This window comes from Mycobacterium sp. NGS63, assembly GCF_059812295.1.
The window spans coordinates 196,066-215,840 of record NZ_JCALCJ010000006.1; the positions used below are offsets into that span (position 1 = coordinate 196,066).

17 protein-coding genes are annotated in these 19,775 nt (G+C 70.8%); 10 read left to right on the top strand and 7 right to left on the bottom strand.

Annotated features, from left to right (window positions below; all coding sequences use genetic code 11):
• Window positions 1-111 precede the first annotated feature (111 nt).
• The 6 genes from AC5Y4Z_RS17315 to AC5Y4Z_RS17340 all read left to right on the top strand — a co-directional run bounded on the left by AC5Y4Z_RS17315 (window position 112) and on the right by AC5Y4Z_RS17340 (window position 7,831).
• Entirely contained in the window at window positions 112-1,668 is a 1,557-nt protein-coding gene (locus AC5Y4Z_RS17315; RefSeq protein WP_499965682.1) for an alpha/beta hydrolase, read from the top strand.
• A gap of 69 nt (window positions 1,669-1,737) precedes the next feature.
• Window positions 1,738-3,078, top strand: coding sequence for a type I glutamate--ammonia ligase (gene glnA, locus AC5Y4Z_RS17320; protein ID WP_499965683.1), 1,341 nt, complete (start codon window positions 1,738-1,740; stop codon window positions 3,076-3,078).
• A gap of 39 nt (window positions 3,079-3,117) precedes the next feature.
• Window positions 3,118-6,102 carry a bifunctional [glutamine synthetase] adenylyltransferase/[glutamine synthetase]-adenylyl-L-tyrosine phosphorylase gene (locus tag AC5Y4Z_RS17325; RefSeq protein ID WP_499965684.1) on the top strand — a complete coding sequence of 995 codons (2,985 nt, stop codon included), beginning with the start codon at window positions 3,118-3,120 and terminating at the stop codon, window positions 6,100-6,102.
• On the top strand, window positions 6,099-6,746 hold the full coding sequence (locus AC5Y4Z_RS17330; protein ID WP_499965685.1) for a PaaI family thioesterase: 648 nt from the start codon (window positions 6,099-6,101) through the stop codon (window positions 6,744-6,746). The genes AC5Y4Z_RS17325 and AC5Y4Z_RS17330 overlap by 4 nt, the downstream gene beginning before the upstream one ends.
• Window positions 6,743-7,603, top strand: coding sequence for a TIGR03619 family F420-dependent LLM class oxidoreductase (locus AC5Y4Z_RS17335; RefSeq protein ID WP_499965686.1), 861 nt, complete (start codon window positions 6,743-6,745; stop codon window positions 7,601-7,603). Before AC5Y4Z_RS17330 ends, AC5Y4Z_RS17335 begins: the two co-directional genes overlap by 4 nt.
• 9 nt (window positions 7,604-7,612) lie before the next feature.
• Entirely contained in the window at window positions 7,613-7,831 is a 219-nt protein-coding gene (locus AC5Y4Z_RS17340; protein ID WP_499965687.1) for a hypothetical protein, read from the top strand.
• 81 nt (window positions 7,832-7,912) lie between these two features.
• Here AC5Y4Z_RS17340 and glnA (AC5Y4Z_RS17345) read toward each other — a convergent pair whose 3' ends face one another.
• Window positions 7,913-9,349: a type I glutamate--ammonia ligase gene (glnA, locus tag AC5Y4Z_RS17345; RefSeq protein ID WP_499965688.1), complete on the bottom strand. Its 1,437-nt coding sequence runs from the start codon at window positions 9,347-9,349 to the stop codon at window positions 7,913-7,915.
• Between the two features lie 212 nt (window positions 9,350-9,561).
• On the opposite strand from glnA (AC5Y4Z_RS17345), the gene AC5Y4Z_RS17350 reads away from it, so the two are divergent.
• On the top strand, window positions 9,562-9,981 hold the full coding sequence (locus tag AC5Y4Z_RS17350) for an RDD family protein (protein ID WP_499965958.1): 420 nt from the start codon (window positions 9,562-9,564) through the stop codon (window positions 9,979-9,981).
• A 1-nt stretch (window position 9,982) separates the two neighbouring features.
• On the opposite strand, the gene AC5Y4Z_RS17355 is transcribed toward AC5Y4Z_RS17350, so the two are convergent.
• The 5 genes from AC5Y4Z_RS17355 to sucB form a co-directional block, all read right to left on the bottom strand.
• A complete protein-coding gene (locus AC5Y4Z_RS17355) occupies window positions 9,983-10,735 on the bottom strand; it encodes a DUF4191 domain-containing protein (protein WP_499965689.1) in 753 nt (250 codons plus the stop codon).
• Window positions 10,736-10,766: 31 nt separating this feature from the next.
• The gene (lipA, locus tag AC5Y4Z_RS17360) at window positions 10,767-11,699 is read right to left on the bottom strand and encodes a lipoyl synthase (RefSeq protein ID WP_499965690.1); all 933 of its coding nucleotides are present in this window, start codon (window positions 11,697-11,699) and stop codon (window positions 10,767-10,769) included.
• Window positions 11,696-12,370 (bottom strand): lipoyl(octanoyl) transferase LipB, encoded by a 675-nt coding sequence (gene lipB / locus AC5Y4Z_RS17365; protein ID WP_499965691.1) that lies wholly within the window; start codon window positions 12,368-12,370, stop codon window positions 11,696-11,698. Before lipB ends, lipA begins: the two co-directional genes overlap by 4 nt.
• Window positions 12,371-12,532: 162 nt before the next feature.
• Window positions 12,533-13,444 carry a TIGR01777 family oxidoreductase gene (locus AC5Y4Z_RS17370; protein WP_499965693.1) on the bottom strand — a complete coding sequence of 304 codons (912 nt, stop codon included), beginning with the start codon at window positions 13,442-13,444 and terminating at the stop codon, window positions 12,533-12,535.
• Window positions 13,445-13,460: 16 nt separating this feature from the next.
• Complete coding sequence (sucB, locus tag AC5Y4Z_RS17375; protein ID WP_499965694.1) at window positions 13,461-15,221, bottom strand: 2-oxoglutarate dehydrogenase, E2 component, dihydrolipoamide succinyltransferase; 1,761 nt, start codon at window positions 15,219-15,221, stop codon at window positions 13,461-13,463.
• Between the two features lie 140 nt (window positions 15,222-15,361).
• Here sucB and AC5Y4Z_RS17380 point away from each other — a divergent pair, with 140 nt between their 5' ends.
• Window positions 15,362-17,134: an SDR family oxidoreductase gene (locus tag AC5Y4Z_RS17380; RefSeq protein ID WP_499965695.1), complete on the top strand. Its 1,773-nt coding sequence runs from the start codon at window positions 15,362-15,364 to the stop codon at window positions 17,132-17,134.
• 84 nt (window positions 17,135-17,218) lie between these two features.
• On the opposite strand, the gene AC5Y4Z_RS17385 is transcribed toward AC5Y4Z_RS17380, so the two are convergent.
• A complete protein-coding gene (locus tag AC5Y4Z_RS17385) occupies window positions 17,219-17,566 on the bottom strand; it encodes an aminopeptidase (RefSeq protein ID WP_499965697.1) in 348 nt (115 codons plus the stop codon).
• Window positions 17,567-17,708: 142 nt separating this feature from the next.
• Between AC5Y4Z_RS17385 and AC5Y4Z_RS17390 the strand changes: the two genes are divergently transcribed.
• Together AC5Y4Z_RS17390 and AC5Y4Z_RS17395 are read left to right on the top strand one after the other, a co-directional pair.
• Window positions 17,709-18,176 (top strand): SRPBCC family protein, encoded by a 468-nt coding sequence (locus AC5Y4Z_RS17390; RefSeq protein WP_499965699.1) that lies wholly within the window; start codon window positions 17,709-17,711, stop codon window positions 18,174-18,176.
• 3 nt (window positions 18,177-18,179) lie between these two features.
• On the top strand, window positions 18,180-19,772 hold the full coding sequence (locus AC5Y4Z_RS17395; protein WP_499965700.1) for a phytoene desaturase family protein: 1,593 nt from the start codon (window positions 18,180-18,182) through the stop codon (window positions 19,770-19,772).
• Window positions 19,773-19,775 lie beyond the last annotated feature (3 nt).

Consider the following 19,775-nt stretch of genomic DNA (forward strand, 5'->3'; position numbering starts at 1 on the left):
GATTTCGGCTGATTTCGCCGATTTTTTCGCCGTGGTTGCACGCTCGGCGAGCCGGGCCGAGACCAAGGCGTGACCATTTCGCGCTGTCACGGGTATGCGCGGCTGCAAACATTGACAGCCATGTCGCGCCGCAGATCGTTGAGCTCGGCGCTGGTTTCGTTTGGGCTGTTGATCACCGCGCAACCCCCCGTCGCCGCCGCGACGCCGGAGCCCGGCGCCGGCCAGACCCCGAGTCCGGCCCCGCCGGCCGCCGCGGCCCGGCCGCAGAACTGGGGCGGTTGCGACCAGTTCCTGACCGACACCAGCGACGTCCCCACCGCACAGTGCACCACCGTGTCCGTGCCCGTCGACTACGCCAATCCCGCTGGCGCGCAAGCCAAGCTGGCGGTCATCCGGGTGCCCGCGAGCGGGCGGAGGATGGGATCGCTGTTCATCAACCCGGGCGGGCCGGGCGCGTCGGCGGTGGACATGGTCGCCGGCATGGCACCGGACCTGGAAGACACCGACATCGGCCGCAACTTCGACCTCGTCGGGTTCGATCCGCGCGGGGTGGGCCACTCGACCCCGCAGGTGCGGTGCCGCACCGACGCCGAATTCGACGCGTTCCGGCGCGAGCCGATGGTCGACTACAGCCCGGCCGGCGTCGCCCACATCGAGCAGCTCTACCAGCAGCTGGCCCAGCAGTGCGCCACCCGGATGGGCAACGGGTTTTTGGCCAACGTCGGCACCGTCTCGGCCGCGCACGACATGGACATGGTCCGCCAGGCGCTGGGCGACGAGCAGATCAACTACCTCGGCTACAGCTACGGCACCGAGCTGGGCACCGCCTACCTCGAGGGGTTCGGCCCCCACGTGCGTTCGATGGTGCTCGACGGCGCCATCGACCCGACCGTGGACCCGGTCACCGAGAACATCAACCAAATGGCCGGATTCCAAACGGCTTTCAACGACTACGCCACCGACTGCGCCCGCTCGGCGGGCTGCCCGCTGGGCACCGACCCGGCGCAGTTCGTCAACCGCTACCACGCCCTGGTCGACCCGTTGGTCACCAGGCCGGGCCGCACGTCGGATCCGCGCGGGCTGAGCTACGCCGACGCGACCACCGGCACCATCAACGCGCTCTACACCCCGGCGCACTGGAAGTACCTGACCAGCGGCCTGCTCGGGCTGGCGCGCGGCACCGGCGCCGACGACCTGCTGTTGCTGGCCGACGATTACGAAGACCGTGATAAAAACGGGCACTACGGCAACGACCAGGACGCGTTCAACGCCGTGCGATGCGTCGACGCGCCGACGCCGACGGATGCGGCGACGTGGGTCGCCGCGGACCAAAAGATGCGCCAGGTGGCCCCGTTCCTGAGCTACGGCCCGTTCACCGGCCACGCCCCCCGCGACCTGTGCGCGTTGTGGCCGGTGCCCGCCACGTCGAAACCGCACGCCGCGCCGCCCGCCCCGCCGGGCAAGGCCGTCGTCGTCTCCACCACGCACGACCCGGCCACCCCGTACCAGGCCGGCGTGAACTTGGCCCGCCAGCTGGGCGCCCCGCTGATCACCTACGACGGCACCCAGCACACCGCGGTGTTCAACGGCGACCAGTGCGTGGACACCGCGGTGGTGCGCTACTTCGTCGCCGGGGCGCTGCCGCCCGCGCTGCGGTGCCGTTCCTGAGCCGGAGCGCAACGCGTCTGACCGGGAGTCGGTAACACGGATTTAACAGGCGTTGCCTAGTGTCGGGTCATGGATCGACAGAAGGAATTCGTCCTGCGCACCCTCGAGGAGCGGGACATCCACTTCGTTCGGCTGTGGTTCACCGACGTGCTCGGCTACCTCAAATCGGTCGCCATCGCCCCGGCCGAGCTCGAAGGGGCCTTCGAGGAGGGCATCGGCTTCGACGGATCGTCGATCGAGGGCTTCGCCCGGGTCTCGGAATCCGACACCGTGGCCAACCCGGACCCCTCGACCTTCCAGGTGCTGCCCTGGGCCACCCCCAACGGCCACCACCACTCCGCGCGGATGTTCTGCGACATCACCATGCCCGACGGCTCGCCGTCGTGGGCGGACCCGCGGCACGTGCTGCGCCGCCAGCTGCAGAAGGCCAACGACCTCGGCTTCTCCTGCTACGTGCACCCCGAGATCGAATTCTTTCTGCTCAAGCCCGGTCCCGACGACGGGTCGCGGCCCGTGCCGGTCGACAGCGCCGGCTATTTCGACCAGGCCGTGCACGACTCGGCGTCCAACTTTCGCCGCCACGCGATCGAATCGCTGGAATCCATGGGCATCTCGGTCGAGTTCAGCCATCACGAGGGCGCGCCCGGCCAGCAGGAGATCGACCTGCGCTTCGCCGACGCGCTGTCGATGGCCGACAACGTGATGACGTTCCGGTACGTCATCAAGGAGGTCGCGATCGAGAACGGCGCGCGGGCGTCGTTCATGCCCAAGCCGTTCGCCGAGCACCCCGGCTCGGCCATGCACACCCACATGAGCCTGTTCGAGGGCGACGTCAACGCCTTCCACAGCGCCGACGACCCGCTGCAGCTCTCCGATGTGGGCAAGTCGTTCATCGCCGGGATCCTCGAGCACGCCTCGGAGATCAGCGCCGTCACCAACCAATGGGTCAACTCCTACAAGCGGCTGGTGCAGGGCGGCGAGGCGCCGACGGCGGCGTCGTGGGGCGCGGCCAACCGGTCGGCGTTGGTGCGGGTGCCGATGTACACCCCGCACAAGACGTCGTCGCGGCGCATCGAGGTGCGCAGCCCCGACTCGGCGTGCAACCCGTACCTGACGTTCGCCGTGCTCCTCGCCGCCGGGCTGCGCGGGGTGGAGAAGGGCTACGTGCTGGGCCCGCAGGCCGAAGACAACGTCTGGGACCTCACACCCGAGGAACGCCTCACGATGGGCTACCGCGAACTGCCCACCAGCCTGGACAGCGCGCTCAAGGCCATGGAGGCCTCCGAGCTCGTCGCGGAAACGTTGGGGGAGCACGTGTTTGACTTCTTCCTGCGCAACAAGCGCGCGGAGTGGGCGAACTACCGCAGCCACGTCACGCCCTACGAGCTGAGCACCTACCTGTCGCTGTAGCGCACGCGGCCTGACGGGTCGGCCGGTTGCGCTACGGTCGTGGACGTGACCAAACCCGTGACGGAACGCCCCCGGCTGCCCAGCGTGGGCCGGCTCGGGTTGGTCGATCCCACGGCCGGGGAGTGGCTGACGCGGCTGGGATGGTACGAACGCGACGATGCCGAATACGTCGACCGGTTGTGGTCGTTGTCGCGCGCGCCCGACCCCGACGCCGCGCTGCGGGGCATGGTCCGGCTGTCGGAGGCCCTCGACGCGGGATGGGACGAGCTCAGCGCGGCGCTGCTGACCGAACGGGACCTGCGCGGCCGGTTGTTCGCGGTGCTGGGCTCGTCGCTGGCGCTGGGCGATCACCTGGCCGCCAACCCGCAGTCCTGGAAGTTGTTGCGCGGCAAGGCCCATCTGCCGTCGCGCGATGAGCTGCTCGCGACGTTCACCCGGTGCGCCGACGAGGCGGGCCCGGGTTCGGCTCCGGCGCAGGTGCGGCTGCGCACCCTCTACCGCGACCAGTTGCTGGTGCTGGCGGCGCTGGATGTGGCCGCGACGGTCGAGGACGAGCCGGTGTTGCCGTTCACCGTGGTGGCCGCGCAGCTGTCGGACCTGGCCGACGCCGCGCTGGCGGCCGCGCTGCGGGTGGCCGAGGCCGGCGTGTGCGGCGACAAGACGCCCCCGCGGCTGGCGGTCATCGCGATGGGCAAATGCGGTGCGCGCGAACTGAATTACGTCAGCGACGTCGACGTCATCTTCGTCGCCGAGCGCGCCGACGCGACCAGCGCCCGGGTGGCCGGCGAGATGATGAAGTTCGCCTCGGACGCCTTCTTTCAGGTGGACGCGGGGCTGCGGCCCGAGGGCCGCAGCGGGGAGCTGGTGCGCACCCTCGAGTCGCACATCGCCTACTACCAGCGCTGGGCCAAGACGTGGGAGTTCCAGGCGCTGCTGAAGGCGCGGGCGGCCGTCGGCGACGCCGAACTCGGCGAGCGCTACCTGGCCGCGCTGATGCCGATGGTCTGGGTCGCCTGCGAGCGCGAGGATTTCGTCGTCGAGGTCCAGGCCATGCGCCGGCGGGTGGAGCAGCTGGTGCCCGCGGAGGTCCGCGGCCGCGAACTCAAACTGGGCAGCGGCGGGCTGCGCGACGTGGAGTTCGCGGTGCAGCTGCTGCAGCTGGTGCACGGCCGCGGCGACGACTCGCTGCACGTGGCCTCCACGGTGGACGCGCTGGCCGCGCTGGGCGAGGGCGGCTACATCGGGCGGGAGGACGCGGCGAACCTGACCGCCTCGTACGAGTTCCTCCGGCTGCTCGAACACCGCCTGCAGCTGCAGCGGCTCAAGCGCACCCACCTGCTGCCCGAGGCCGACGACGAGGAGGCGGTGCGCTGGTTGGCGCGCGCGGCGCACGTCCGCCCGGACGGCCGGCACGACGCGGCCGGCGTGCTGCGCGAGGAGCTCCGGCACCAAAACGTGCGGGTCTCCCAGCTGCACGCCAAGCTCTTCTACCAGCCGCTGCTGGAGTCGATCGGGCCCGCCGGCCTCGAGATCTCGCACGGCATGACCTCGGAGGCCGCCGAGCGGCAGCTGGCCGCGCTGGGCTACGAGGGGCCGCAGACCGCGCTGAAGCACATGTCGGCGTTGGTCAACCAGAGCGGGCGGCGCGGCCGCGTGCAGTCGGTGCTGCTGCCGCGGCTGCTGAACTGGATGTCGTATGCGCCCGACCCCGACGGCGGGCTGCTGGCCTACCGGCGGCTGTCCGAGGCGCTCGGCGGCGAGAACTGGTATTTGTCCACGCTGCGCGACAAGCCCGCGGTGGCGAGGCGGCTCATGCACGTGCTGGGGACCTCCACCTACGTGCCCGACCTGCTGATGCGCGCGCCCCGGGTGATCCAGGACTACAGCGACGGCCCGGGCGGCCCCAAGCTGCTCGAGACCGAGCCGGCCGCGGTGGCCCGGGCGCTGGTCGCCGCGGCGGCCCGCTACCCCGACCCGGTGCGCGCGATCGCCGGTGCGCGCACGCTGCGCCGCCGCGAGCTGGCCCGCATCGGCTCGGCCGACCTGCTCGGCTTTCTGGAGGTCCGGGACGTCTGCCACGCGCTGACGTCGGTGTGGGTGGCCGTGCTGCAGGCGGCCCTGGACGCGATGATCCGGGCCAACCTGCCCGCGGGCGGCCGGGCGCCGGCGGCGATCGCGGTCATCGGCATGGGCCGGCTGGGCGGCGCCGAACTGGGCTACGGGTCCGACGCCGACGTCATGTTCGTGTGCGAGCCCGCCGCCGGCGTGGAGGATTCGCAGGCGGTGCGGTGGGCGACGACCGTCGCCGAACAGATCCGGACGCTGCTGGGCACCCCCAGCGTCGACCCGCCGCTGGAGGTCGACGCCAACCTGCGGCCCGAGGGCCGCAACGGCCCGCTGGTGCGCACCCTGGCGTCGTACGCCGCCTACTACGAGCAGTGGGCCCAGCCGTGGGAGATCCAGGCCCTGCTGCGCGCGCACGCGGTCGCCGGCGACGCCGAGCTGGGCCAGCGGTTCCTGCTGATGGCCGACAAGACCCGCTACCCGCCCGACGGGGTGTCGGCCGAGGCGGTGCGGGAGATCCGCCGCATCAAGGCCCGCGTCGAGTCCGAGCGGCTGCCGCGCGGCGCCGACCCCAACACCCACACCAAGCTGGGCCGCGGGGGACTGGCCGACATCGAATGGACCGTGCAGCTGATGCAGCTGCGGCACGCCCACGAGATCGAAGCCCTGCACAACACCTCGACGCTGGAATCCCTGGACGCGATCGCGGCGGCCGGCCTGGTGGACGCCGAGGAGGTCGACCTGCTGCGGCAGGCCTGGCTGACCGCCACCCGGGCCCGCAACGCGCTGGTGCTGGTGCGCGGCAAGCCCACCGACCAGCTGCCCGGGCCCGGGCGACAGCTGAACGCGGTCGCGGTGGCCGCGGGATGGCCGACCGACGACGGCAGCGAGTTCCTGGACAACTATCTTCGGGTGACGCGGCGCGCGAAGGCCGTCGTGCGGAAGGTATTCGGGAGTTGAGTCAGGAGGCCGGCGCGTTGGATGCCATTTTCGAGGTGCTCAGCGCGGACGAGGCGCAACGGGCGACGGCGCGGTATACGCCGCTCGCCGACGCCGTCCGGGACCTCATCGACGCCACCATCCGCACCGAGGCCGACGACGACGTCGTCGCCGACGCCCGATCCGCGATCGAGGCGGTCACCGCGTCGTTGCGGCAACGCACCCGGCCGGTCGGGGTGAGCTACCGCGTCGACGGCGCGCGGCCGTTGACGCTGGGCAACGCCGCGATCGGGTTGGGCAATCCGATCGCGCCGCCCGTCATCGTCCACCACGACGGCGGCGGGCGGTGCTGGAGCGAGTTCGTGCTCGGCGTGGCCTACGAGGGCCCGCCGAAGCTGGTGCACGGCGGGGTCAGCGCGCTGGTGCTCGACCACATGCTGGGCGAGGCGGCCAGCGAGGGGCTGTCCAAGCCGCGCTTCACCGGAACCATCACCGTGCGCTACCTGCGCGGCACCCCGCTGGGCCCGCTTCGCTCGGAGGCGTGGATCGACCGCAAGGAGGGTGTGAAAGTCTTTGCGCGCGGGACGATTTCGGACGCCGCCGGGGTCACCGTCGAGGCCGAGGGCGTGTTCATCGAGCCGTCCTGGGCGCGGGAACCGCAATGAAGTTCTACGTCAGCAGCGCCTTTTTGAACACCAGGGAGATCGTCGAGATCGCCAAGGCCGCCGACGATCTCGGCTACGACGGGATCGGGATCCCCGATCACGTCGTCAACCTCGAAAGCCTGGACACGCCGTACCCGTACACCAAGGACGGCCAGCGGCGCTGGCAGCCGTTCACCGACTGGCCCGACCCCTGGGTGCTCGTCGGGGCGCTGGCCCAGGTCAGCACCCGGCTGCGGTTCGTCACCACCGTCTACATCCCCGCCATGCGTAACCCGTACTCGGCGGCGAAAGCCATTGGCACCGCGGCGGTTTTGGCGTCGGGCCGCGTGGAGCTCGGCATCGGTGTCGGCTGGTGCCGCGAGGAGTTCGCCTTGATGGGCGAGCGGTTCGACGCCCGCGGCAAGCGCACCGACGAGATCATCGAGTTAATGCGGGCGCTGTGGCAGCCCGGGTGGACGGAATTCGACGGCGAGTTCTATGCGGCGCCGCGCCTCGAGATGCAGCCCACCCCGCCGCCCATCCCGGTGTACGTCGGCGGCCTCAGCGACGTCGCGCTGCGCCGCGCCGCCCGCAACGACGGGTGGATCGGCGACCTGATCAAGACCGACCGGGCCATCGAGGCGGTGGGCCGGCTGACCGAGCTGCGGGCCGAAAACGGTTTGTCGATGGACGATTTCACCGTCCTGACACCCCTGACCGACGCGTTCACGGTTGCCGACTACCAGCGCGCCGCCGACGCCGGCATCACCGGCATCATCACCATGCCGTGGATGTTCTACGCCGGACCGGACGCTTCCCTGGCCGACAAGATCGACGGCATGCAGCGCTTCCGCAAGGACCTGGCGCTCGACGGTTAGACTCTGCGCGTGGCGTTTACGGTGGTTTTCAGCAACGGCGAACCGCGCGACTACGGTGCCTTCGACAGCTACGAGGTCACCGACGCGGGGGTGTTGGTCATCCACATGCACCGCGAGGACGTCGAGCGGCACTTCATCGCTCCCGGCGGCTGGCTGGAGGTCGTGGAAATGGCCGAGGGGCAACCGGTCCGGATGTCACGCGGGATCCTGGGCCGCCGGCCCAGCTGATCGCGTTACTGCCGAGAAGACGCAGAATCGCACTCAAACCCAAGGTTTGGTGCGATTCTGCGTCTTCTCGCGGCGGTCCGGTTACACGTCGTAGTAGAGCGCGAACTCGTACGGGTGCGGCCGCACCTGCACCGGCAGGATCTCGTTCTCGCGCTTGAAGCTGATCCACGTCTCGATGAGGTCGGGCGTGAAAACGCCTCCCTCGGTGAGGTATTCGTGGTCGGCCTCGAGCCGGTCGATCACCGCGGACAGCTGGGTGGGCGCCTGCGGGATGTTCGCGGCCTCCTCGGGCGGCAGCTCGTAGAGGTCCTTGTCGACCGGGGCCTGCGGCTCGATCTTGTTCTTGATGCCGTCCAGGCCGGCCATCAGCATGGCCGAGAACGCCAGGTACGGGTTGCCCGACGAGTCGGGGCAGCGGAACTCCAGCCGCTTGGCCTTCGGGTTGCTGCCGGTGATCGGGATGCGCACGCACGCCGACCGGTTCCGCTGGCTGTAGACCAGGTTGATCGGGGCCTCGAAGCCCGGGACCAGGCGCTTGTAGGAGTTCACCGTCGGGTTGGTGAACGCCAGCAGCGACGGCGCGTGGTGCAGCAGGCCGCCGATGTAGTGGCGCGCGGTGTCCGACAGGCCGGCGTAGCCGGTCTCGTCGTACATCAGCGGGCCACCGTCCTTCCACAGCGACTGGTGGGTGTGCATCCCGGAACCGTTGTCGCCGAACAGCGGCTTGGGCATGAAGGTGACGGTCTTGCCGGCCTGCCACGCGGTGTTCTTGACGATGTACTTGTACAGCTGCATGTCGTCGGCTGCGTGCAGCAGGGTGTTGAACTTGTAGTTGATCTCGGCCTGCCCGCCGGTGCCCACCTCGTGGTGGCCCTTCTCCAGGCTGAAGCCCGATGCGATCAGGTTCGACAGCATCTTGTCGCGCAGGTCGACGTAGTGGTCGACGGGCGCGACCGGGAAGTAGCCGCCCTTGGGGCGGACCTTGTAACCGCGGTTGGGGCTGCCGTCGCTCTCGTTCGGCTCGCCGGTGTTCCACCAGCCGGAGATCGCGTCGACCTCGTAGAAGGAGCCGTTGGTGCGCGAGTCGAAGCTCACGGAGTCGAAGATGTAGAACTCGGCCTCGGCGCCGAAGTACGCGGTGTCGGCGACCCCGGTGCTGATGAGGTAGTTCTCGGCCTTGCGGGCGATGTTGCGCGGGTCGCGCGAGTACGGCTCGAGGGTGAACGGGTCGTGCACGAAGAAGTTCATGTTCAGCGTCTTGGCTTCGCGGAACAGGTCGATGCGCGCGGTGTCCGGGTCGGGCAGCAGGAGCATGTCGGACTCGTGAATGGACTGGAACCCGCGAATCGACGAGCCGTCGAAGGCCAATCCGTCCTCAAAGATGCTCTCGTCGAAAAACGAGATCGGAATCGTGAAGTGCTGCATGATGCCTGGCAAGTCACAGAACCGGACGTCGACAAATTCGACGTTCTCGTCCTTGGCGAGTTTGAAGACGTCGTCGGGCGTCATTTCCGTCACAGAATGCTCCTTTACTTGTGATCCGCGGCCTGACGCTAGGGAGCAGATGTTGCCCGTTAGTCAACCCTATGTTGCGCAGAGGTTACGTGACCAGGCTGCGCGCCCGATCGCGCGCTGCCGGGCGGGTTCTATTGTGAGGCCATGGACCGCAGAATCGTATCTGGTCCGCTGCACGGACGCACTGTTTGGGGACGCGGCCGGTGACGGGGGATTTGCCGGACTCGCGATCGGCCTACCCGGGCGAGAGCCTGGGCCTGCCGGCGACCGGGCCGGGGTCGCTGGCGCCGATGGGCCGGCGGCTGGCGGCGCTGATGATCGACTGGCTGATCGCCTACGGGCTGGCGGCGCTGGCCATGGCGCTGGGCGCGTTCTCCCAACAGATGCTGGCGACGGCGGTGCTGGTCGTCTGGTGGCTGCTCGGTGTGGTGGCGGTGCGGCTGTTCAGCTTCACCCCGGGTCAGCTGGCGCTGGGTCTGCAGGTGGCGTCGATGGACGGCCGCGTGCCCGTCGGGCTCGGCCGGTTGGCGGTGCGCGGGCTGCTCGTCGCGGCGGTCGTGCCGGCGTTGTTCACCGACGCCGACGGCCGCGGACTGCACGATCGGGTGAGCGCGACGGCGCTGGTGCGGCGCTGAGTTACTTGCGGCGCACCGTGCGCTGCATACCGCGCATCTTGCCGGCGTTGGGTAGCGGCCCCTTCGGCATGACGGCGGCGCCGGCGCGTGATCCCAGCGCGGCCAGCCGCGATTCCAGCGTGTCGATCTGCTTGACGGTGATGTTGTTCGGCAGCCGGGTGAGGTGGCGCTCCAGCTTGCCCAGCGCAACCTCGTCGTCCCCGTTGCCGACGACGATGTCGTAGATCGGCACGTCGCCGACCAGCCGGGCGGTGCGCTTCTTCTCCTGGGCCAGCAGCGGTTTGACCCGCGCCGCCGACCCCTCGCCGACCAGGATGACGCCGGGCCGGCCGAGCACCCGGTGCACGGCGTCGAGGTGGCCGGTCGCGGCGACGCCGGGGGTCACCCGCCACTTGCCGCGCAGGTTGTCCAGCACCCACGCGGCGGCGCCCGCCTGACCTTCGGCTTTGCTGTAGATCGACCGCTGGGCGCGGCGGCCGAAGATGATGAACATGACCAGCCCGCCCAGCACCACGCCGAGCGGGATCAACGTGATCATCGTCAGCCCGCCGGCCCACAGGCCGACGGCGACCGAGGCGCCCACGATCAGCACGAAGGCGCCGATCATGTACGGCAGCAGGCGCTTGTCCTCCTTGCGCTGCATGTTGAACGCCTGCCAGAGCTGGCCGCGGCGCTCCCGCGTGGCGGCCTTCCGGGCGGCGGCGGCCTGCGCCCTGGCGGCCTTGTTCTCAGCGGCGGTGCGGGGTTTAGCCATAGTCACCAAGGATACGGACGCGCCGAATCCGCTAGGGGGCCGAGGCGCGGCTGCGGGCGGCCTGCTCGTAGAGCCGCCCGGCGCGGTAGGACGATCGCACCAGCGGTCCGGCCAGCACCCCCGAAAAGCCCAGCGCTTCGGCGTGCGCGGCGAACTCGACGAACTCCTCGGGCCGCACCCAGCGCTCGACCGGGTGGTGACGCGCCGACGGCCGCAGGTATTGGGTGATGGTCACGATGTCGCAGCCGGCGTCACGCAGGTCGGCCAGCGCGGCGCGTACCTCCTCGGCGGTCTCGCCCAGCCCGAGGATGAGGTTGCTCTTGGTGACCAGGCCGGCCCCGCGGGCCGCGGTCAGCACGCCCAGGCTGCGCCGGTAGGTGAAGGCGGGCCGGATCCGCTTGAAGATGCGCGGCACCGTTTCGACGTTGTGCGCCAACACTTCCGGGCGCGACTCGAAGACCTCCGCCAGCCGCGCGGGGACGCCGTTGAAGTCGGGGATCAGCAGTTCGACGCCGGCCGACGGGTTGAGTTCCTTGATGGCGCGCACCGTCTCGGCGTACAGCCACGCCCCGCCGTCGGGCAGGTCGTCGCGCGCGACGCCGGTGACGGTCGCGTAGCGCAGGCCCATCGCCCGCACGCTGTCGGCCACGCGGCGGGGCTCGTCGCGGTCGAGCGGGGCGGGTTTTCCGGTGTCGATCTGGCAGAAGTCGCAGCGCCGGGTGCACTGGTCGCCGCCGATCAGGAACGTGGCCTCGCGGTCCTCCCAGCATTCGAAGATGTTGGGGCAGCCGGCCTCCTCGCAGACCGTGTGCAGACCCTCCCGGCGGACCAGGCCCTTGAGCTGGGTGTACTCCGGCCCCATCCGAGCCCTGACCTTGATCCACGGCGGCTTGCGCTCGACGGGGGTCTGCGCGTTGCGCGCCTCGAGGCGCAGCAATTTGCGGCCTTCGGGAGCGACAGTCACGTCGTCGATGCTACGCGGGCGACCCCGTCGAGCGCGTCACAGACGGCCGCGGCGACCGCCGCGCGGACCTCGTCGACGGTCACGGCGCGCCCCAGCTCGACCGACAGCGACGTCACCCCGGCGTCGCTGATGCCGCACGGCACGATCGCGCCGAACGCGCCCAGGTCGCAGTCGCAGTTGAGCGCGAAGCCGTGCATGGTGGTCGCGCGCGACACCCGCACGCCGATGGCGGCGACCTTGCGCGCCGGCCTGCCGGGACCGGGCGGCACCCAAACACCCGACCGCCCGTCCACCCGCACGGTGTCCAGGCCCAGGCCGGCGCACACCGTCATCAGCGAATCCTCAAGGCGCCGAACGTATTTGACCACGTCGAGGGGCTCGGCCAGCCCGATGATCGGGTAGCCGACCAGCTGCCCGGGACCGTGCCAGGTGATCTTGCCGCCGCGGTCGGTGTCGACCACCGGGGTGCCGTCGGCCGGGCGTTCGTGGGCTTCGGTGCGCCGCCCGGCGGTGTAGACGGGCGGGTGCTCGAGCAGCAGCAGCGTGTCGGGGCCGCCGGCGACGCGGGCGTCGACCAGGTCGCGCTGCAGCTGCCAGGCGGTGCCGTAGTCGACGGTCCCCAGCTGGCGGACGTCGATCGCGCCCGCGCTCGCCCGGATCGAATCGCTCACCCCGCCGACGCTACCCGGCGCAGTCGTACTCGGCTTGGCAATGCCCTCGTAGCGAGTGTGAATCCATGGCTTTCGCTGTGAGCGCAGGGCGGAAAAGCGGCCCGAATCCCGCCCTACACGCACACTCGAAGCCCTCAGTTCACGCGCGATCCGGCGGCGTGCCTAGTCGTGGTCGCGGCGGGCGGTGGCGTAGGCCAGCGCTTCGCCAATGGTGTTGTGGTGGAACTGGAAACCGGCGCGCTCGAGCGCCGACGGGATGGCACGCTGGCCGATCAGCAGCCCCTCGTCGGCGAACTCGCCGAGCGCGACCCGCACCGCGAAGCCGGGCAGCATCAACGGCGTCGGGCGATTGACCGCGCGCCCCAACGCGGTGGTGAACTCGGCATTGGTCACCGGCGCGGGCCCGGTCATGTTCACCGGCCCCGACAGCGACGGGTGGGAGATGGCGAACAGCAGCGCGCGCACCTCGTCTTCGAGGGTGATCCACGACATGTATTGCCGCCCACTGCCCAACCGCGCGCCCAGGCCCGTCGAGAACAGCGGCCGCAAGCGCCGCAGCGCGCCGCCCGACCGCGACATCACCAGCCCGGTGCGGGCCAGCACCACCCGGACGCCCGCGTATTGGGCCGGCAGCGTGGCGGCTTCCCAGTCCTGGCACAGCTGGGCCAGGAAACCTCGTCCCGCCCGGGCGTTTTCGTCGACCACGCGGTCCTGGGTGTTTCCGTAGTAGCCGACGGCGCTGGCGTTGATCAGCGTCTCGACCCCGGCGTCGGCGACGGCGTTGGCCAGCACTTCGGTGGGGGCGATGCGGCTGTCGCGCAGGCTCTGCTTGAAGGCGCCCGACCACCGGCGCTGCCCGACGTTGACCCCGCACAGGTTGACCACCGCGTCGACGTCGGCCAGCGCGTCGGGATCGAAGTCGCCGCTTTCCGGATTCCAGTGCAGCTCTTCGGAATTCGCCGGCGTCCGGCGCACGATGCGCAGCACCGGGTGGTCGGCGGCGCGCAATGCGGCGGCCAGCGCCGAGCCGATCAGGCCGGACGAACCCGCTATCGCGATGACGGGTTTGGGCACGGTTGGAAAGCCCCCCTCACAGACCCAAGTCGGCCTCGAACGCTCCCTCTTCGAGCCGGTGCTTGATCGTGGTGAGGAAGCGTCCGGCGTCGGCGCCGTCGATCAACCGGTGGTCGTAGGTCAGCGGGAGGTAGCACACCGAGCGGACCCCGATCGACTCGTTGCCGTTGTCGTCGACGACCACCCGCGGCCGCTTGACGATCGCGCCGGTGCCCAGCATGGCGGCCTGCGGCGGCACCAGGATCGGGGTGTCGAACAACGCGCCCTGGCTGCCGATGTTGGTGATGGTGAAGGTGCCGCCGGACAACTCGTCGGGCTTGAGCTTGTTCGAGCGGGCGCGCGCCGCGATGTCGGCGATCGCCCGGGCCAGCCCGGCCAGTGACAGGTCGCCGGCGTTGTGCACGACGGGGGAGAGCAGGCCCTGGTCGGTGTCGACGGCGAAGCCGAGGTGCTCGGCGTCGTAGTAGGTGATCTCCTTGGTTTCCTCGTTGTAGCTGGCGTTGATGTTGGGGTGGATCTTCAGCGCGTCGATCACGGCCCGGGCGATGAACGGCAGGAACGTCAGGTTCACCCCCTCGCGCTCGGCGAAGGCCGACTTGGCCCGCGCCCGCAAACCCACGATCTTGGTCATGTCGACCTCGTGGGTCTGGGTGAGCTGGGCGGTGGCCTGCAGGGATTCGCGGGTCTTGGCCGCGGTGAGCTGACGGATCCGGCTGGCCTTCTGCGTGGTGCCGCGCAGGTGCGCGAGCGCGGGCGCGGGGGACGGCGCGGCCGGGGCCGCCTTGCCGGCGTCGGCGGCCGGCGCGGCCGCGGGGGCCTGGGCGGGCGCGGGCTGGGGCTGCTGCTTCTTCTCCGCGGCGGCCAGCACGTCCTGCTTGCGGATGCGTCCGCCGACGCCCGTGCCGGTGACCTCGCCGAGGTCGATGTTGTTCTCGCTGGCCAGCTTTCGCACCAGCGGGGTCACGTACGGCGCGCCGTCGGTGGACGGGCGGCTCTCGGCGGCGGCGGGCGCGGGCGGCGCCTGGGGCGCGGGCTCGGGCCTCGACACCGGCTCGGGCTGGGGCTCGGGCTTGGGTTCCGGCTTGGGCACGGGTTTCGGTTCGGGCTTCGGCGCGGGCGGTGCGGGCGGGGCCGCCGGGGCGCCGGCGTCGGCTGACTCCACGCTCGAGCCGATGCGCGCCAGCTCGCCGCCGACGGGGACCGTCGCGTCCTCCTCGGCGGTGATGCTGACCAGCACGCCGGCCACCGGTGACGGGATCTCGGTGTCCACCTTGTCGGTGGACACCTCCACCAGCGCCTCGTCGACCTGGACCGAATCGCCCACCTGCTTCAGCCAGCGGGTCACGGTGCCCTCGGCGACCGACTCGCCGAGCTCGGGCATCAGCACCGGCTTGGTGTCACCGGTGGCGCCGGACGGCTGCGCCGGGGCCGCGGCTTGCGGCTCGGGCTCGGGCTGGGTCTCGGCGGCCGGTTCCGGCTGCGGCTCGGGTTCCGGTTCGGGCTGGCTGGGCGCCGCGGGCCGGCTCTGCGGCGCCTCGCCCGCGTCGCCGATGACGGCCAGCTCGCCGCCGACCTCGACGGTGTCGTCCTCCTGGGCGACGATCTTGGTCAGCACGCCCGCCGCCGGCGACGGGATCTCGGTGTCCACCTTGTCGGTCGACACCTCGACGAGCGGCTCGTCGAGTTCAACCGTGTCGCCTTCCTGCTTGAGCCAGCGTGTGACCGTCCCCTCGGTGACGCTCTCACCGAGTGCGGGCATCTGGACGGAGAAGGCCATCTCGTTTGACTCCTCGATCGCTCGTGGGTCGGGTGGGTCGAATCCAAAACTATCCTGTCACTGCGCCTGCGTCCGCACATATCCAGGGCTGACCGCGCGGTTGCTACGGTGTGGCCACGTAGTCAGAGCGGGGAGGTCCGATGCCGGCGCTACAGCAAGTACCCCAGCAGTTCGTCGACAGCACCGACGGCGTGCGCATCGCCGTCTACGAGGAGGGCAACCGCGAGGGCCCGACCGTCGTGCTGGTGCACGGGTTCCCCGACTCGCACGTGCTGTGGGACGGCGTCGTGCCGCTGCTGGCCGAGCGGTTCCGCGTCATCCGCTACGACAACCGCGGCGTCGGCATGTCCTCGGCGCCCAAGGCCGTCTCCGCCTACACCATGGCCCGGTTCGCCGACGACTTCGCCGCCGTGATCGGTGAGCTCAGCCCCGGGCGGCCGGTGCACGTCCTGGCCCACGACTGGGGTTCGGTCGGCATGTGGGAATACCTGACCCGCCCGGGCGCCGAGGACCGGGTCGCCTCGTTCACGTCGGTGTCCGGGCCCAGCCAGGACCAGCTCGTCGACTACATCTTCCGCGGCCTGCGCCAGCCCTGGCGCCCGCGGCGGTTCCTGCGCTCGGTCAGCCAGGCCCTGCGGTTCACCTACATGGCGCTGTTCTCGATCCCGCTGCTGGCGCCGCTGTTCCTTCGGCTGGCGCTGTCGGTCCCGGCGCTGCGGCGCCGGGCGGTCGACAACATCCCCGACGAGAAGATCCACCACTCCGCCCAGCTGGCCGGCGACGCGGCCCGCTCGATAAAGACCTATCCCGCCAACTACTTTCGGTCGTTCGCGCTGAGGCGTCCGGTCCCCGTCATCGACGTGCCGGTGCAGCTCGTCGTCAACACCCGGGACAAGTACGTCCGGCCGTACGGGTACGACGAAGCCGCCCGCTGGGTGCCGCGGCTGTGGCGCCGCGACATCAAGGCCGGCCACTTCTCGCCGATGTCGCACCCGCAGGTGCTGGCCGCCGCGGTGCACGACTTCGCCGACCTCGCCGAGGGCAAGCAGCCCAGCCGCGGGATGCTGCGCGCGCAGGTCGGGCGTCCCCGCGACTACTTCGGCGACACCCTGGTGTCGGTCACCGGGGCGGGCAGCGGCATCGGGCGCGAGACCGCGTTCGCCTTCGCCCGCGAGGGCGCCGAGCTGGTGGTCAGCGACGTCGACGAGGCCACGGTCAAGGAGACCGCCGCCGAAATCGTCGCGCGCGGGGGAGTCGCGCACGCCTACGTGCTCGACGTGTCCGACGCCGACGCCGTGGAGGCGTTCGCCGAGCGGGTCAGCGCCGAGCACGGCCTGCCCGACATCGTCGTCAACAACGCCGGCATCGGGGCGGCGGGAGACTTCCTGAACACCCCGGCCGAGGAGTTCGACCGGGTGCTCGACATCAACCTCGGTGGCGTGGTCAACGGCTGCCGCTCGTTCGGCCGGCGCCTGGTCGAGCGCGGCACCGGCGGCTACATCGTCAACGTGGCGTCGATGGCAGCCTTCGCGCCGCTGGGGTCGCTGAGCGCCTACTGCACGTCGAAGGCCGCGACCTACATGTTCTCCGACTGCCTGCGCGCCGAGCTCGACGCCGCCGACGTCATGCTGACCACCGTCTGCCCCGGCGTCATCAACACCAACATCATCAGCACCACCCGCTTCAGCGCTGCCGTGGGCAAGGACGAGGCCGTCGACGACCGGCGGGGCCAGATCGGCAAGATGTTCGCGCTGCGCCACTACGGGCCGGAGAAGGTCGCCAACGCGATCCTGTCGTCGGTCAAGAAGAGCAAGCCGATCCGCCCGGTCGCGCCGGAAGCCTATGCCTTGTACGGCCTTTCCCGCCTGGCGCCCCAGGCGTTGCGCAGCACCGCCCGGTTCCGCGTGATCTAGCGGGCGCCGCGGGCATCGAGCCTGCGCTCAGATCGCGATTTCGGACCGAAATGCGCTCTGGTCGCAGTCTCGGCGGTAGGGGCGCTAGACCCCGGGCCGCGGCGCGCCCTGGCGGCGGCCCACCAGCACCGCACCGCCGATCCCGACGATCCCGATGACCGCCAGCGGGATGGTCCAGCTCCGCCGGCCGTTCACCGCCGAGTTGCACTGGGCCACGTAGTCGGTGTGCGGGAGCACCTGGTTCAGGATCGGGATGTTGGCGCCGTTCTTGTCGTTGGCGTTGCGCGCGGCGGACATGTCCGCGGCGATGCCGTTCCCGCACGAGATCGAATTGCCGCTGCCGTCCGATACCGACACCGGCACGAGCAGCCCGATGATGCCGGCCAGCAAGAGCGCGGCGCCCACCGCGATGATCAAACGTCGCACAGTCACTATTGGTCTCCCGTCAAACGCGAGTGTTGTACCGCCTTTAGTAACCACTGGCCGCGCCCGCTAAACGCGGGTGGGCTCGCGCATGGTTTCGCCGCCCCCGGGTACCCGTGGGGATCACTGCCGGTGCGAAAGGAAATCTTCAATGATGGCGACCCGAGAGATGGCCGCGACCCGGGACGTGCGGGCGACCCGCCAGCAGATTTGGGACGCGATGGCCGACGGATGGACGTATTCGCAATGGGTGGTGGGCAACAGCCGGACCCGCGCGGTCGACCCGCACTGGCCGGAGCCCGGCTCGGCGATCAAACACTCGATCGGGGTGTGGCCGTTGGTGATCAGCGACTCGACCGTGGTCGAAAGCTGCACGCCCGGTGAGGAGCTCGTGCTCCACGCCGGCCTCGGACGACTTGGCGGTGCCCGAATCACGCTGCGGCTCAGCGACATCCCGGACGGCGGGTGCCGGATCGAGATGATCGAGGTCCCCGCTTCCGGGCCGATCAAGATCATCCCCGACCAGCTGGCGCTGGCCGCGGTCTACCCGCGCAACCGCGAGTGCCTGCTGCGGCTGACGGCGCTCGCCGAACGTCTCGAGCCGAGCCAGGTCAAGTAGGGCATGGCCGGCGAGACGGCCGACGCCGTCGTGATCGGGGCCGGACACCACGGGCTGGTCGCCGCGGCGATGCTGGCCGACGCGGGTTGGGACGTGCTGGTGCTCGAGGCGCAGCCCGAGCCGGGCGGCGCGGTGCGCAGCGCGGAGCTGACCCCCGGCTACATCACCGACCTGTTCAGTTCCTTCTATCCGATGACGGTGGCATCGCCGGCGATGGCGGCGCTGGGCCTCGAGGACCACGGGCTGCGGTGGTCGCACGCGCCGGCGGTGGTGGGCCATCCGCGCAGCGGGGCCGACGACGACCCGCCCGTCATCTACCGCGACCCGGCGCGCACCGCAACGGAATTGGCGCGGCGCGAGCCATCCGACGGCGACAACTGGTGGCGCGTCGTGCAGCTGTGGGAGAAGATCAAATCCCCGCTGCTGGACGCGATGCTGGCGCCGTTCCCGCCGGTGCGCCCCATGATTCGGCTGCTGCTGAAACTGGGCACGGCCGAGGCCGTGCGGCTCGCCGGCCTGATGGTCCAGCCCGCCAACACCATGGTGGACCGGCTGTTCGACGGGGAGGCGCCACGAATCCTGTTGCTGGGCAACGCGATGCACGCCGACGCGCCCCCGGACGCGCCGATCAGCGGCGCCATGGGCTTGCTGATGACGATGCTCGCCCAGGACGGCGGCTGGCCGGTTCCCGTCGGGGGTTCGGGGCAACTGACGGCGGCGCTGGTGAACCGCGCCCGCTCGGCGGGCGCGCGAATCGAGTGCAACCAGAACGTCTCCCGCATCCAGGTGCGCGGCGGCCGGGCGGTCGGGGTGACGACCAAGGGCGGGCGGACGGTCCGGGTGCGCCGGGCCGTCGTGGCCGACGTGACCGCGCCGCGGCTGTTCTGCGAGATGTTGCCCGCGGACGCGGTGCCGGCCGGCCTGCGCCGCGAACTCGAGCACTTCGTCTGGGATCCGCCGGTGGTGAAGGTCAACTACGCGCTCGACGGACCCATCCCGTGGCGCGCGAAAAGCCTGCGTGACACCGGCACCGTGCACCTGGGGGCCGACGGCGACGGGCTGGTGCGCTGGATGGCCGACCTGAACACCCGGGTGGTGCCCGAGCACCCCTTCATGCTGCTGGGCCAGACCACCACCGCCGACCCGACCCGGTCGCCGCCGGGCACCGAAAGCGTCTGGGCCTACACGCATTTGCCGCGCAACGTCGCCGACGACGCCTCGGCCGAGCGCCTCGCCGAAGCCGTCGACGCGGTCATCGAGGAGCACGCGCCCGGCTTCGGTTCGGCGGTGATCGACCGGTTCGTGCAGCGCCCGTCGGACCTGGAGGCCGCCGATGCGAACCTGCACCTGGGCGCCCTCAACGGGGGCAGCGCGCAGCTGCCGCAGATGCTGATCTTTCGTCCCGCACCGGGGATGGGGCGCGCCGAAACCCCCATCGAAGGCCTGTATCTGGGCAGCGCGTCGGCCACCCCGGGCGGATCCGTGCACGGGGCCTGCGGGCGCAACGCGGCCAACGCCGCGCTGGCCGCGTCCCGCGTGACCGGCTGGCCGCGACGCAAGCTGGGCCGCGCCGTCCTCACGCGCCTGACCAGGTAGCCC

Coding starts and splice junctions, on each gene's coding strand:
- AC5Y4Z_RS17380 (WP_499965695.1), top strand. CDS start 15,362: ATGCCGGCGCTACAGCAAGTACCCCAGCAGTTCGTCGACAGCACCGAC.
- AC5Y4Z_RS17390 (WP_499965699.1), top strand. CDS start 17,709: ATGATGGCGACCCGAGAGATGGCCGCGACCCGGGACGTGCGGGCGACC.
- sucB (WP_499965694.1), bottom strand. CDS start 15,221: ATGGCCTTCTCCGTCCAGATGCCCGCACTCGGTGAGAGCGTCACCGAG.
- AC5Y4Z_RS17335 (WP_499965686.1), top strand. CDS start 6,743: ATGAAGTTCTACGTCAGCAGCGCCTTTTTGAACACCAGGGAGATCGTC.
- AC5Y4Z_RS17395 (WP_499965700.1), top strand. CDS start 18,180: ATGGCCGGCGAGACGGCCGACGCCGTCGTGATCGGGGCCGGACACCAC.
- AC5Y4Z_RS17355 (WP_499965689.1), bottom strand. CDS start 10,735: ATGGCTAAACCCCGCACCGCCGCTGAGAACAAGGCCGCCAGGGCGCAG.
- glnA (WP_499965683.1), top strand. CDS start 1,738: ATGGATCGACAGAAGGAATTCGTCCTGCGCACCCTCGAGGAGCGGGAC.